Raw genomic sequence first — 13,770 nt, 5'->3', positions numbered from 1 at the left:
GGGCACGCTCACCGCGATCTCGCGACAACCTCCGCGCCGTCGGTCGCCGGTACCCGCAGCCCGTGCCAGATCCGCTGGCGCAGCTCGGGGAAGCGCGGATCGGCGCGGACCTCGTCCGGGCCGGCGTCGTCGCCGAACGGGACCTCGACGTCCTGGACGATCTGCCCCGGACGCCCCGAGAGGATCACGACCCGCTGCGACAGCACGAGCGCCTCGTCAACGCTGTGCGTGACGAAGACGACGGTCTTGCCCGTCTTCTTCCAGATTCTCATCAGCTCGATCTGCAGCACCTCGCGGGTCTGCGCGTCGAGCGCGCCGAACGGCTCGTCCATCAGCAGGATCTCGGGGTTGGTCGCGAGCGCGCGGGCGATCCCGACGCGCTGCTGCATGCCGCCCGAGAGCTGATGCGGGTAGCGGTCCTCGAAGCCTCTGAGGCCGACCAGCTCGATGTGCTCGCGGGCGATCGCCTCGCGCTCGGCCTTCGTCCCCGCGACCGACTCCAGCGGGAAGACGATGTTGCCGAGGACGGTGCGCCACGGCAGCAGGCGGAAGTCCTGGAAGACGACGGCGCGATCACGCCCCGGTCCGTCGATCGGCGTCCCGTTGACGCGGATCTCGCCGGCCGAGATCGGCAGCAGGCCGTCGATGCACTTCAGCAGCGTCGTCTTGCCGCAGCCGCTCGGCCCGATCAGGCTGAGGAACTGCCCGGCCGGGACCTGGAGCGAGATGTTCTCGAGCGCGAGCAGAGCAGTGCTCTCCTTGCGCTTGCGCTTGGAGCCCCCGCTCGACCCGTACTCCTTCGACACGCCGATCACGGCGATCGCGATCTGATCCTTCATCGTCTCCTCCAGGCGAACGCGCGCCGGTCGATCAACGTCAAGACGCCGGTGATCGCCGCGCCGACGACGAGGCAGACGACGGCGATCGCCAGCACCCGGTCGACGTCGGTGGTGACCCGCGCGGTCTTCATCGCGTCGCCGAGCCCCGGATAGCCGACGAGGAACTCGGCGACGATCACGGTCGTCAGCGCTCGCTGCACGCCGAGCCGCGCGCCCGTCAGCACGAACGCGGTCGAGGCGGGCAGCAGCACGCGCGCGAAGTACTGCAGCTTGTTGATGCAGAGCGAGTCGGCCACCTGCCGGTAGCTGCGATTGGCCTCGTGCACGCCGCTGATCGTCGGGAAGACGATGATCACGGCCGCGGCCGCTATGACGGCGGCGTACAGGAACGTTCTGCCGATCCCGAACCAGATCACCAGCAGCGGGATGTAGGCGACGCGCGGCGTCGCGTACAGCGCGGTGAGGTAGGGCTCCAGCATCACGCGGACCCAGCGGAACTCGCCCATCGCCAGTCCGACCAGGACGCCGACGACGACCGAGACGACGAAGCCGATCAGCAGCACGCTCGTCGTGTTGAGCATCAGTCTGAGCAGGTCGTCGTCGCGGAAGGCGTCGACCAGCTCGTCGGCGACGCGCGTCGGCTGGCTGGTCGTGTGCGGCCAGATCGAGCCGACGAACTGCCACAGCAGCACGAAGCCGACGACGCCCACGACCGGCAGGACGATGCGCGACCTCACCTCGTCACCTCCGCCCGCCAGGGCATCAGGACCGCTTCGAGTCGGCGCAGCCCGGTCGAGATCGTGAGCGCGACGACCGACAGCGAGCCGACCGCGACGAGCAGCTCGGCGGTGCGGAACGTCGAGCCGGCCTGGTAGATCAGGCCGCCGATCCCGTTGACCTGGAAGAAGAAGCCGGCCAGCACGACGCCGACGAGCGACGCCAGCAGCCCGAGGCGGAGGCCCGCCGCGACGTACGGCGTCACCGCGGGGAAGATCACCTTCCGCAGCAGGTCTCGATCGGGGATCGAGTACGAGCGGCTCAGCTCGATGTAGGAGTCCTCGACCGCCTGCACGCCGCGCTTCACGGTCAGGAAGATCTCGAAGAAGCTGAACAGGACGATCAGCGCGATCTTCGCGAGGTCGTCATAGCCGAGCCAGATCGCCAGCAGCGGGACGAACGCGATCCGCGGCGTGAGGAACAGGATCGTCACGACCGGGGAGGTGACGCGATCGACGGCCTGGTACCAGCCGACGACGATCGCGAGCGAGACGCCGAGCGTCGAGGCGATCACCATGCCGAACAGGATCTGCACGGCCGACTCCTTCCACGCCGTTCCCAGCGTGCCGTCGGTGACCATCTCCCAGCCGACGTCCCACGTGGCGCCGGGCGACGGCAGCAGCGCGGGCGAGACCCGCGTCGACAGCCAGGCCCACGTCCCGACCACCAGGAACGCGGCCAGGACGCGCAGCGCCCAGTCCGGCGGAGCAGCGCGCCAGTTCATCGTCTGCTTGGACCCAGCAGTCTGACGGCGGCGTCCTGGTACTCGAACGTCACCAGGTCATCGCAGCTGGTCTCGGTCCTGAGGGCGCCGCTGGCCTTGCCCTCGGCGAGCGTGTAGTCGCACATTCTGCGATCGAGGCTGCCGTTGACGGGCCAGTCGTCGAGCTCTCTGACGAGCGTGTCGTAGTTGGCGCTCGCCTGCTCGGGCGTCAGCCCGTCGAGCTCCCGCTGCGCGAGCGCCTCCCAGCCGGCCTGGTCCTCCTGCATCCAGCGCGCCGCTCTCAGCTCGGCGATCGCGACCGCCTGGGCGAGCGCCTGGTTGTCCTTCAGGTAGTCGTCGTTGAGGACCATCACGTCGTTGAGCTGGGGATCGGCCTCCCAACCCTTGCAGAGGACGTTGAACTCGCCGGGGTCGGTCGCGTCGAGCTCGACCTGGCGGAACGTCGCGGAGACGCCGCCGTCGACCGCGCCGGACATCAGCGCCTCGACGATCGAGCCGACGTTGTCGAGCTGGAGCAGCTGCGTGTCCTTCTGCATCTCCATCCCGGCGTCCTCGAAGCACTTCGCGCCGGTCTGTCCGACGATCGAGGTGGCCGACTGCGAGATCGCGAACTTCTTGCCGTCCAGCTCCTCCATCGTTCTGATCGGCGCCTTCGCGGTCACGAGGAAGACGTTCTTCTGGTCGTCGCCCGCGACCGCGGTCAGCTCGCCGCCGGCGTCGGCCGCCGCCGCGAGGCCGGACAGCGAGACGTGCGCGAGCTGGACGTCGCCGGACAGCAGCGCGGCCGTCAGCGGCGCCGAGTCGAGCAGCTGCAGCTCCGGCTCCATGCCGAAGTCCTCTCTCAGCAGCTCGACGACCTTGTAGAGGCCCACGAGGCTCGGGTTCGGGAAGGCCGCGCTGCCGATCTTCAGCTCCTTGCCCTCCAGCTCGGAGCGCAGCTGCTCGACCGACATCGACGTCGCGGGCCCGGACGCCGCCGCTCCGCTGTCCGCCTGCGACGACCCCTTGTCGTCGTCAGAGGAGCCTCCGCAGCCGCCGATCAGCGCCGCCACGCCCACCACCACAGACACCTGCAACAGCCGCCGGCGCACCGCGTGCACCGCCTCCGTCATCGCCATCGTCGTCCCTTCCCAGAACGGTGTAAGACCCCGGCACCCGTCGGGAAGCCAGAACTCGATCGAAAGGACGCTAACAGCGGCGGAACGCTAAGAGCTATTGTATCCAGGATACGAGTATCCGAGATCCAACTTACCCCCGGCGATGCCGGGTTCGACGCGGAGATCGCTCCGTTCAATCGTGCGATCGCCCATCGCCCCGCGCTCGCGGTCGGCGCCGCCTGCGCGAGCGACGTCGCCGCGGCGGTGACGCTCGCCGCGAGCGAGGCGCTGCCCGTCACGGTACAGGCGACGGGCCACGGTGCGGTGATGGCCGCCGACGGCGGTCTGCTGATCTCGACCAGACGGATGCGCGGGCTCTCCATCGACGCGCACGCGCGCCGCGCGCGCGTCGAGGCAGGACTGCGCTGGGGCGAGATCGTGAGGGAGACCGCCAAGCTCGGCCTCGCACCGCTCAACGGCTCCTCCGCGACCGTCGGCGCGGTCGGCTATCTGACCGGCGGCGGGCTCGGTCCGCTGTCGCGCGCGCACGGCCTCGCCGTCGACCACGTCCGCGCGTTCGACCTCGTCACCCCCGACGGGCGGCTGCGCCGCGTCGACGCCGAGTCCGAGCCCGAGCTGTTCTGGGCCGTCCGCGGCGGGAAGGCGAACTTCGGCGTCGTCACCGCCGCCGAGATCGACCTCTTCCCCGTCGCGCGGCTCTACGGCGGCGGCCTCTACTTCCCCGCCGCGGCGATCCCGGCGCTGCTGGCGCGCTACCAGGAGTGGGTCGCCGAGCTGCCCGAGCAGGCGTACGCCGCGTTCGCGCTGCTGCGGCTGCCGCGGCTCCCGCACGTGCACGAGCTGCTCGGCGGGCGGCTCGTCGGGCACCTGCGGGTCGCCCACCTCGGCAGCGCCGAGCAGGCCGAGCGCGACCTCGCGCCGATGCGCGCGGTCGCGCGGCCGCTGCTCGACACGGTCCGCGAGATGGGCTACGACGAGATCGCGACCGTCCACCACGAGCCCGACCACCCGGTCCCCAGCTGGGGCCGCGGCGCGCTCGTGCGCGAGCTGACGCCCGCCGCCGCACAGGCGCTCTCCGCGGCCGCCGGCCCCGACTCGGACAGCCCGTTGACCGTCGTCGAGCTGCGCCCGCTCGGCGGCGCGGTCGCACGTGCGCCGGAGCGTCCCAGCGCCGTCGACCGCCGCGACGCGGCGTTCACGCTCAACGTCCTCGGGCCGCTGCGCCCCGACGTGCGCGACGTCGTCCCGGCCGCCGGCGAGCGCGTGCTCGCCGCGATGGCGCCGTGGCTCACGGGCGGCTCGCTGATCAACTTCCAGGGCTCGGCCGTCGCGCCGGACCAGGTCGCCGCCGCATGGACTCCGGAGACCTTCGCCCGCCTCTCCCGCCTCAAGCGGGAGGTCGATCCGCACCACCTCTTCCGCACGGGCCACGTGATCGTGCCCGGCGCTCACGACACCGATCAGGAGCATCGATGATCTTCCGTCAGATCGTTCACGAGGACCTCGGCTGTGCGTCGTATCTGGTCGGCGACGAGGGCGCCGGCGTCGCCGCGGTCGTCGACCCCAAGCTCGACGTCGAGGAGTACCTCGCGCTGGCGCGCTACATGGGCGTGCGGATCGCCCACGTGCTGGAGACGCACAACCACGCCGACCACGTCTCCGGCCACGGCCGCCTCGCCGCGGCGACCGGCGCGACGATCCACGTCCACCGCGACGCCGCGCCCGACTACGAGCACGAGCCGTTCGACGACGGCTGGGAGCTGGAGCTGGGGAGCGTCCGCGTGCGCGCGCTGCACACGCCCGGCCACCGCCCCGAGCACACCGCCTTCGCGCTCGTCGAGACCGCGCGCGGCCCGGAGCCGTGGGCGGTCCTGACCGGCGACACGCTGTTCGTCGGCGACGTCGCCCGGCCCGACCTCGCGATCGAGAAGGAGGACGGCGCGCGGGCGATGTTCCGCTCCCTGCACGGGACGCTGCTGACGCTGCCCGACAGCTGCGAGGTCTGGCCCGGCCATCTCGGCGGCTCGCTCTGCGGCGGACCCGGGATGGACATGAAGGTCTCCTCCACGATCGCGTACGAGCGCGCCCACAACCCGCTGCTGAGCGAGCGCGACGAGGACCGCTTCGTCGCGCTGGCGACCGGCACGCTCGCGCCGCAGCCGCCGAACTTCCGCGCGATCGTCGAGCGCAACCGCGGCCCGCTGACGCACGCCGTCCCCGCCGTCGTGGCGCTGACCCCCCACGCGCTCGAGCAGGCCGTCGCCGGCGGCGCGCTCGTCGTCGACGTCCGCACCGACCGCGAGTTCGACGAGGCGCACGTGCCGGGCGCCGTCTGCAACCCGGCCGTCCGCGCCGGCTTCGGCACGAAGCTCGCGTGGGTCGCCGAGCGCGGCCGCGAGCTCGTGCTCGTCGGCCGCGACGAGGACGACGCGCGCCGCGCCGCGCAGCTCGCCGCCGCCGTCGGGATCGTCTCCGTCGCCGGCGTCCTCGCCGGCGGGATGACGAGCTGGCGCCACGAGCGGCGCCCGACCGCGTCGCTGCGGCGGATCGACGTCGCGACGCTGCACGCCGAGCTTGACGGCATGCAGGTGCTCGACGTGCGCGAGCGCGCCGACTGGGAGGCCGGGCACGTCCCCGGCGCGCTCCACACCGCCTACCACGACCTCGGCGAGCTGCCGGCCGGGCTCGACCCGGCGCGTCCCGTCGCCACGATCTGCGCCTCGGGCCAGCGCAGCGCGATCGCCGCCTCGCTGCTCGCGCGGCTCGGCGTCGCCGAGCCGGTCCACGTCGCCGACGGCGGCGTCGGGACGTGGCGCGACCACGGCTGGCCGCTGGAGACCTTCCCTGCGCCCACCCCGTCGCGTTAGCGCTCACGATGGTGCTCGCGGCGCTCCCGCTCGGCCTGGCGCTGGGCCTCGCGGTCGGGACGCTCGGCGGCGGCGGCTCGGTGCTGGCCGTCCCGCTGCTCGTCTACGTGCTCGGCCAGCCGGTCCAGGAGGCGACGACCGCGTCGCTCGTCGTCGTCGCGGCGGGGGCGCTGACCGGCGTCTTCGGCCACGCGCGCGCCGGGCGCGTCTGCTGGCGCCACGCGGCTGTCCTGACGCTCGCGGCGCTGCCGGGGATCGTCGCCGGCACGATCCTCAGCGAGGCGATCTCGGGGCGGGCGCTGATGGGCGCGTTCGCGGTGCTGATGCTCGTCGCCGCGGTCGCGATCTGGCGCACCGCGGGCGGGCGCCGCGCCGCGGCCGGCGACTGCGCGCTGCCGGTCTGCCCGCCGCTGCGGCTCCCGCTCGTGCCGTTCACCGGCGCCGGCATCGGGCTGCTGACGGGCTTCCTCGGGATCGGCGGCGGCTTCCTGATCGTGCCGACGCTCGTGATGGCGCTCGCGCTGGCGATGCGGCTCGCGGTCGGGACGTCGCTGGCGATCGTCGCCGCGACCTCCGTGATCGGCCTGATGACCCACCTCGGCGCCGGGCGCGAGCTGGACGTCCCGGTGACGGCGGCGCTGACGGGCGCGTGCATCGCCGGCGCGCTGGCCGGCGCGACGCTCGCCGGCCGCATCCCGCAGGAGCGGCTGACGCGCGGCTTCGCGCTCGTGATCAGCGGCGTCGCCGGATACCTGCTCGTGTCCGTGACTTTCCTGGGCGGGCCTCCCGGGGTATCGTGAGCGCCCCGGGACCGCATCGATCGTGCGCCAGCCGGGTTGAGGCGAGCGACAACTTGACCAACTCTGTCTGGATTGGGAGACGACGGTGCCGCAATCTGTCGTGATCGTCGGTGCAGGATGCGCCGGCACGCTGACGGCCGTGAACCTGCTGCGCAACGCTGAGGGCCCGCCGCGGGTCGTGCTCGTCGAGCGCAGCGGGACGTTCGGCCCCGGCGTCGCGTACGGGACGAGAGACGAGCGGCACCGGCTGAACGTGGCAGCCGAGCGGATGAGCGCGTTCGACGACGAGCCGGCCCACTTCGCCCGCTGGGTGCAGCGCGAGATCGGCCCGCAGCCGCGCGGCGCCTACGTCCGCCGCGCCCACTTCGGCGCCTACCTGCGCGACCTGCTCGCGGACGCCGCCGCCGAGGCCGCGCGCGCGATGCCGCCGCGGCGGCTGGAGCGCGTGACCGGCGAGGCGGTCGACGTCGAGACGACGGACGCCGGCGCCGCGGTCGTGCTCGCCGACGGCCGGCGGCTCGCCGCCGACCACGTCGTGCTCGCGCTCGGCCCGCTGCCGGCGGTCGCGCCGACCGCGCTGCCCGACGACCCGCGCGTGATCGCCGACCCGTGGGCCCCGGGCGCGCTCGCCGACGCGGGCGACCGCCAGACCTCGCTCGTCGTCGGCTCGGGTCTGACCGGCGTCGACGTCGCGCTGTCGCTCTGCGGCGCGGGGCCGCGCAGCCGCGTGATCGCGATCTCGCGCGGCGGCTGTCTGCCGTTCGACCAGCTGCCCGGCCTGCGCGACGCCGCGCCCGCGCCGCCGCCGCCGGACGACGTCAACGTCGAGACGCTGGAACGCTGGCTCGGCCGCCACGTGCGCGACGCGCAGCGCGCCGGGCACGACTGGCGCGACGCGATCGACGGCGTCCGCCCGCACGTCCAGCGGCTGTGGCAGTCGCTGCCCATCACCGAGCGGCGCCGCTTCGTGCGCCAGCGCTCGCGCGCATGGGAGCTGCGGCGCCACCGGATGGCGCCGGAGACGGCCGCGCAGGTGCGCGACCTGCTCGCCGACGGGCGGCTGCTCGTGCGCGCCGGCAGGCTCGTCGCCGTCCGCGCGCTGCGCGAGACGGTCGAGGTGCTCGTCACCTCCGCGCCGGAGGAGCTGCGCACGCTGCGCGTCGACCGCGTCGTGATCTGCACCGGTCCCGGCACCGACGTGCGCGGCACGCCGTCGCGGCTGCCGCGCGCGCTGCTCGCGCGCGGGGTCGCGAGCGTCGACCCGCTCGCGCTCGGCCTGCGCGCGACGCCGGGAGGCGCGCTGCTCTCCGCCGACGACCGCCCGCAGCCGCGCCTGCACGTGCTCGGCCCGCTGCGCCGCGGCGAGCTGTGGGAGACGACCGCTGTGCCGGAGATCCGCACCCAGGCCGCCACGATCGCCCGCGCGATCGCGGGCGAGGCCGTGCGCGTCTGAGCTGAGCAGCGGCGCGCGGCGGCGCGCGGCCGTGCGCGGCCGCCCGCCTCAGGCGGCCGGCGACTCGCGCACGAGGTGGACGTGCTCGGGACGCCAGCTGAGGCAGATGCTGGCGCCGCCGCCCGGCAGCTCGCCGCGCGTCGCCTCGTCGGCGTTGGGGACGAGCACCGTCATCGGCGTCTCGCCCGCGAGCCGCACGACCAGCTGCGTCGCGGTGCCGAGGAAGACGCTGCTCTCGACGACCCCGTCGACACCGGCCGTGCCGGCGGCGCGGTCGGCGCCGACCGCCCCGATCGCGAGCTTCTCCGGCCGCACGACCGCGTGGCAGCGCTCGCCCGCCGGGATCCCGACAGCGTCGGTCTCCAGCTCCACGCCCGCGTCGAGCCGCACGCGCGCCCGCTCGCCGTGGACCGAGACGACCTGCGCCGGCATCAGGTTCGAGACGCCGATGAAGCCGGCGACGAACGTCGTCGCGGGCCGCTCGTAGACCGTCACCGGGTCGGCGACGTGCTCCAGCCGGCCCTGGTGCATGACGGCGATCCGATCGGACATCGTCAGCGCCTCCTCCTGGTCGTGCGTCACGTAGACGAACGTGATGCCGACCTCGCGCTGGATCCGCTTCAGCTCGACCTGCAGCGTCTTGCGCAGCTTCAGGTCGAGCGCGCCGAGCGGCTCGTCGAGCAGCAGCACGCGCGGCAGGTTCACGAGCGCGCGCGCGAGCGCGACGCGCTGCTGCATGCCGCCGGACAGCTCGGTCGGCCGGCGGTCGCCGGCGCCGTCGAGCCCGACGCGCGCCAGCTCCGCCTTCACGCGCACGGCGATCTCGGTTCTCGGCACCTTGCGCCGCTTGAGCCCGAAGGCGACGTTCTCCGCCACCGTCAGGTTCGGGAACAGCGCGTAGCTCTGGAAGACCGTGTTCGTCGGCCGCTTGTAGGCGGGCAGGCCGACGACATCGTCACCGTCGATCAGCAGCTCGCCGGCGCTCGGGTCCTCGAAGCCGGCGATCATCCGCAGCGTCGTCGTCTTGCCGCAGCCGCTCGGGCCGAGCATCGTGAAGAACTCCGCCGAGCCGATGTCGAGGTCGATGCCGCGCACCACCTCGGTGCCGTCGAACGACTTGCGCACGCCGCGCATGCAGACGCTCGGGCGGTCCGACGGCGGCGCGGCCGGCTCGGGGGCGGTCACGGTCGAGGTCATCTCACTCCTCCTGCGCCGGATCGCTCGTGGACGACCCGGCCTCGGTGCAACGTCAGGGCGACGGAAGTCCTGCCGATCTCGTGCGCCGGCGCCGCGAACGGGTCGCGGTCGAGCACGACGAGGTCGGCGCTCATGCCGGCCGCGAGCGTGCCGGTCTCCGCGTCGAGGTGGTTGGCGAACGCCGCGCCGGCGGTGAAGCCGAGCAGCGCGTCGTGGAGCGTCAGCGCCTCGTCCGCCAGCAGCGGCTCGGCGTCGGGCCGGCCCTCCTCGCGGCGCGTGACGGCGACCTCCATCTGCTTCAGCGGGTCGGGCGTGCTGACCCGCCAGTCGCTGCCCATCGCGATCGGCGCGCCCGCGTCGCGCAGGCTCGCGAACGGGTACTGCCAGGCGCCGCGCTCGCCGAGCACGGGCAGGCAGAGCGTGCGCATCTGCTCGTCCATGCACGCCCAGTACGCCTGCAGGTTGGCGACGACGCCGAGCGGCGCGAAGCGGCCGAGATCGCGCGGGTCGACGACCTGCAGGTGGGAGACCTGGTGGCGCAGGTCGCGCACGCCGTGCAGCTCGCGCGCGTGCGCGCAGGCGTCGAGCGCGGCGCGCACGGCCCAGTCGCCGATCGCGTGGAAGTGGACCTGGAAGCCCGCGCCCGCGCAGGCGGCGACCGCCGCGTTCAGGGTCTCGGCGTCGTACAGCGGCTCGCCGCGCGTCGGCGGCGCGACGCCGCTGTACGGCTCGCTCAGCGCGGCGGTGTGGTTCTCCAGCACGCCGTCGACGAAGATCTTCGCCGTCGGCGCGGTCACGTTGCCGGCCGCGGCGCTCACGCTCGCGCGCTGGGCCTCCAGCTCGGCGAGCTGCTCGACGCCGCGGGCGGGGTCCCACCACAACGCCATCACGGCACGGCCGTGGAGCGCGCCGGCCGCGTCGAGCGCGCGGTACGCGTCAAGGATCTCCGGCTCGACGCGCGCGTCATGCCAGGCGGTGATCCCGAGCGAGTGCATGTATCGCTGACCCAGCTCGAGCGCGGCGCGCCAGTCGGCCTGCGTGACGTCCGGCAGGTGCGCAAGGACGAGTCTGATCGCCGTCTCGTGCAGCGTGCCGCTCGGCTCGCCGTGCGCGTCGCGCTCGATCCGCCCGCCGGGCGGGTCGGGCGTCTCGCGCGTGATCCCGGCCAGCTCCAGCGCGCGCGTGCTGACCCACGCGCTGTGGCCGTCGCGCGCGGTCAGGTAGACGGGCCGGCCGCCGACGACCGCGTCGAGCGGCGCGCGCAGCGGACTGCCGCCCTCGAACGCCGCCATCGACCACCCGCCGCCGCGCACCCAGGCGCCCGCGGGCAGGCTCGCCGCGTAGGCGCCGATCGTCTCCAGATACGCCTCGGGCGCGACGTCGTGGACGTTGCACCAGAGGTCGAACAGCGAGCCCTCGGCGAGGTGGATGTGCGCGTCCTGGAACGCCGGGCAGATCAAGCCGCCGGTCACGACGCGGACCTCGGTGCGCGGGCCGATCGCCGCGCGCACCGTCGCCTCGTCGCCGACCGCGGCGACGACGCCGTCGCGCAGCGCGACGCCCTCCGCCCACGGCGCTCCGGGGACGGCCGTGAAGACGCGGCCGAGCAGGACGGTGTCGGCGGCGCGGGTCATCCGGCCACCAGCACGTCGAGCGGCAGACGCGAGAGGGTCCGCGCGCCGCCCTCCTCGAAGACGACCGTGTCGATCATCGGGTACAGCACGATCGACTCGTAGTTGGTCACGACGCCGGCCTCGAAGACGTCCTCGCAGTCGTCGTCGCCGACCGTGAAGTGCCACTCGCCGACCCAGTCGGGCGGCAGCGAGCAGCCCATCTCGTAGCCGCCGTTCCAGTTGTGCAGGCCCCACACGCCGGAGTCCTGCAGGAACGCTCTGATCGTGCGCGTCACGTCGCGCACCGGCACGCCGGGCTTCGCGAGCGTGCACAGCAGGCGGAACGCGTCCGCCTCGATCTCGGCGAGCCGCCGCAGCTCGTCGCTCGGCTCGGCGCCGAGCACGTAGTAGCGCTCGATGTTCGCGTGGTAGCGGTCGACGACGCCGCAGGGGTCGGCGCAGACGACGTCGCCGACCTCCAGCTTCCGCGTCGAGGCCCACGCGTGCCCCAGCTCGATCGGGCCGGCGACGACGCTCTCGTGCAGCGCCGCCGGCTCGCCGCCGTGCGCCGCCATCCCGGACGTCAGCGCGGCCCACGCCTCCAGCTCGGTCATCCCCGGCCGCAGGGCGGCCTGCATCGCCTGCAGGCCGGCGTCGCAGACGGCGGCCGCCTGCTCCAGCTTCGCGATCTCGGCCGGCGACTTGACCCGCCGCACGCCGCGCACGGTCGTGCTCGCGTCCGCGACGGTGCAGCCCGCGCCTTCGAGCGCCGCCTGCACGACCTCGCTCGTCGCGCGGTTGGGCACGTGGCTCCAGTGCTCCATCCCCGCGCGGCCGCGCAGCCAGCCGCGCGCCCGCAGGTCGTCGAGGATGAAGCTGAGGTACTCGCGCGGCCCGTCGGCGTCGGCGAGCCGGAAGTGGTCGGCGACCGAGCACAGCCGCAGCAGCTCGGCGTGGTGCGCGACGTCGAAGTGGACCAGCTCGTCGCTGTCGACGTGGACCACCGTGCACTGCAGCGGCGGCCACGTCGTCGGCGAATGGCCCTTGTACCAGCGCGACTGGTAGCCGTGCAGCCAGCACATCGCGTCCGGCGAGCTGACGAGCAGCAGGTCGAAGCCGTCGCGCGCCATCGCCGCGCGCAGCCGCTCCAGCCGCGCGCGGTACTCCTCGCGCGTGAACGAGTAGGACGGCTCGCGCGCGCTCAGCTGCTCGTACGCGGACGCGACGTAGCGGTGGAGCGCTTCGCTCACGCCGACGCCTTGACCCGCGTCCACGCCTGGTTCCAGGCGCGCAGCTGCGCGCCCGTGAGCGACGACAGCCAGACGTCCGCGTTCGAGTAGATCTTCTCGTCGTAGTCGAGGAACGGGTATCTCGCGACGAGCCTTCTGTAGGCGTCGAGGCCGGCGTCGGTCCCGACCGGGTAGCCGACGAAGTCGACGATCTTCTTCATGTTGTCCGGCCGCAGCAGGTAGTCGCAGAAGACCAGGCCCGTGCCGGGGTGCTTGGCGGCGGACGGCACGACGAGGCAGTCGGCGTTGAAGCCGAGCGTCTCTCTGCAGAACTCGAAGCCGATCTGGTCGGCGAACTTCGACTCGCTCAGCGACGAGAACGTCGCGCCGGTGTAGTTCATCAGCAGCAGCGCCTGGCCGTCGGTCAGCTTCTCGCCGGCCGAGCTGGCGAAGCCGCCGAGGCTCTTGCGCAGCTCGATCAGCGCGTCGGCGGCCTTGTTGAGGTCGCCCGGGTCCGACGTGTCGGTCGGCAGCCCGAGGCGCGCGAGCGCCATCGTCATCGAGACGGTGACGTCGTCGAAGATGAACGACCGGCCCGGGATCTCGGGCGCGATCCGCCACAGGTCGTCCCACGAGCCGGTCAGCCCCGAGACCTGGTCCTTGCGGTACGCGAGGCCGACGCCGCCCATCACGTACGGGCCGGCGAGATGTCTCGCTCTCGGCTCGAACGGCGGGTCGAGGAAGAGGTCGGTGACCTGCCCCCAGTTTCTCATCGTGCTGTGGTCGATCGGCAGCAGCAGGTTCGCCTCGGTCGCGCGGCCGAAGAAGTTCGACGGCAGGAACGTGACGTCGTACGGGGCGCCGGCGCCGAGCTTCTGGATCATCTCGTCGACGGTCGAGAAGTACGTCTGATTGATCTTGACGCCGTACTCCTTCTCGAAGCCCTTCAGCACCTCCTCGGGCACGTAGTCGGTCGGCGCGTAGTACGCGAGGTCGCCGTCGACCTCGGCCGGAGGGGCCTTCAGGTCGCTGCTGGACTTCGACGACGAGCCGCCGCAGCCGGACAGGTAGATGGCGGCGGCCAGGCCGGCGCCCGCGTGCATGAACTCGCGACGGTTGGGGCGCCGCCCCAGGACAGGTCGAGTCACTATGT

At 73.3% G+C, this 13,770-nt stretch carries 12 protein-coding genes; 4 read left to right on the top strand and 8 right to left on the bottom strand.

Going from position 1 to position 13,770, the window contains the following annotated elements:
* Window positions 1–8: 8 nt before the first annotated feature.
* Genes CWOE_RS12130 through CWOE_RS12115 form a run of 4 tightly spaced genes read right to left on the bottom strand, consistent with a single transcriptional unit; the run spans window position 9 to window position 3,458 of the window.
* On the bottom strand, window positions 9–839 hold the full coding sequence (locus CWOE_RS12130; protein ID WP_012933908.1) for an ABC transporter ATP-binding protein: 831 nt from the start codon (window positions 837–839) through the stop codon (window positions 9–11).
* Complete coding sequence (locus CWOE_RS12125; RefSeq protein ID WP_012933907.1) at window positions 836–1,576, bottom strand: ABC transporter permease; 741 nt, start codon at window positions 1,574–1,576, stop codon at window positions 836–838. Before CWOE_RS12125 ends, CWOE_RS12130 begins: the two co-directional genes overlap by 4 nt.
* Complete coding sequence (locus tag CWOE_RS12120; protein WP_012933906.1) at window positions 1,573–2,340, bottom strand: ABC transporter permease; 768 nt, start codon at window positions 2,338–2,340, stop codon at window positions 1,573–1,575. The genes CWOE_RS12125 and CWOE_RS12120 overlap by 4 nt, the downstream gene beginning before the upstream one ends.
* Window positions 2,337–3,458, bottom strand: coding sequence for an ABC transporter substrate-binding protein (locus CWOE_RS12115; protein ID WP_012933905.1), 1,122 nt, complete (start codon window positions 3,456–3,458; stop codon window positions 2,337–2,339). The genes CWOE_RS12120 and CWOE_RS12115 overlap by 4 nt, the downstream gene beginning before the upstream one ends.
* Before the next feature lie 96 nt (window positions 3,459–3,554).
* Here CWOE_RS12115 and CWOE_RS12110 point away from each other — a divergent pair, with 96 nt between their 5' ends.
* From CWOE_RS12110 to CWOE_RS12095, 4 genes are all read left to right on the top strand, one after another.
* Complete coding sequence (locus tag CWOE_RS12110; protein ID WP_012933904.1) at window positions 3,555–4,934, top strand: FAD-binding oxidoreductase; 1,380 nt, start codon at window positions 3,555–3,557, stop codon at window positions 4,932–4,934.
* Entirely contained in the window at window positions 4,931–6,325 is a 1,395-nt protein-coding gene (locus CWOE_RS12105; protein WP_012933903.1) for an MBL fold metallo-hydrolase, read from the top strand. Before CWOE_RS12110 ends, CWOE_RS12105 begins: the two co-directional genes overlap by 4 nt.
* 11 nt (window positions 6,326–6,336) lie before the next feature.
* Window positions 6,337–7,125, top strand: coding sequence for a sulfite exporter TauE/SafE family protein (locus tag CWOE_RS12100; RefSeq protein ID WP_160165510.1), 789 nt, complete (start codon window positions 6,337–6,339; stop codon window positions 7,123–7,125).
* An 85-nt stretch (window positions 7,126–7,210) separates the two neighbouring features.
* Complete coding sequence (locus CWOE_RS12095; RefSeq protein ID WP_012933901.1) at window positions 7,211–8,578, top strand: FAD/NAD(P)-binding protein; 1,368 nt, start codon at window positions 7,211–7,213, stop codon at window positions 8,576–8,578.
* 48 nt (window positions 8,579–8,626) lie between these two features.
* On the opposite strand, the gene CWOE_RS12090 is transcribed toward CWOE_RS12095, so the two are convergent.
* Genes CWOE_RS12090 through CWOE_RS12075 form a run of 4 tightly spaced genes read right to left on the bottom strand, consistent with a single transcriptional unit; the run spans window position 8,627 to window position 13,765 of the window.
* Window positions 8,627–9,775, bottom strand: a complete 1,149-nt coding sequence (locus CWOE_RS12090; protein ID WP_012933900.1) for an ABC transporter ATP-binding protein — start codon at window positions 9,773–9,775, stop codon at window positions 8,627–8,629.
* Window positions 9,772–11,409 carry an amidohydrolase gene (locus tag CWOE_RS12085; protein WP_012933899.1) on the bottom strand — a complete coding sequence of 546 codons (1,638 nt, stop codon included), beginning with the start codon at window positions 11,407–11,409 and terminating at the stop codon, window positions 9,772–9,774. The genes CWOE_RS12090 and CWOE_RS12085 overlap by 4 nt, the downstream gene beginning before the upstream one ends.
* Window positions 11,406–12,638: a M24 family metallopeptidase gene (locus CWOE_RS12080; RefSeq protein ID WP_012933898.1), complete on the bottom strand. Its 1,233-nt coding sequence runs from the start codon at window positions 12,636–12,638 to the stop codon at window positions 11,406–11,408. Before CWOE_RS12080 ends, CWOE_RS12085 begins: the two co-directional genes overlap by 4 nt.
* Entirely contained in the window at window positions 12,635–13,765 is a 1,131-nt protein-coding gene (locus CWOE_RS12075) for a polyamine ABC transporter substrate-binding protein (protein ID WP_012933897.1), read from the bottom strand. The genes CWOE_RS12080 and CWOE_RS12075 overlap by 4 nt, the downstream gene beginning before the upstream one ends.
* Between the last annotated feature and the right edge of the window lie 5 nt (window positions 13,766–13,770).

The sequence above is a fragment of the Conexibacter woesei DSM 14684 genome (genome assembly GCF_000025265.1).
GTDB classification, from domain to species: domain Bacteria; phylum Actinomycetota; class Thermoleophilia; order Solirubrobacterales; family Solirubrobacteraceae; genus Conexibacter; species Conexibacter woesei.
This window is presented reverse-complemented; position numbering and strand designations above follow the sequence as displayed.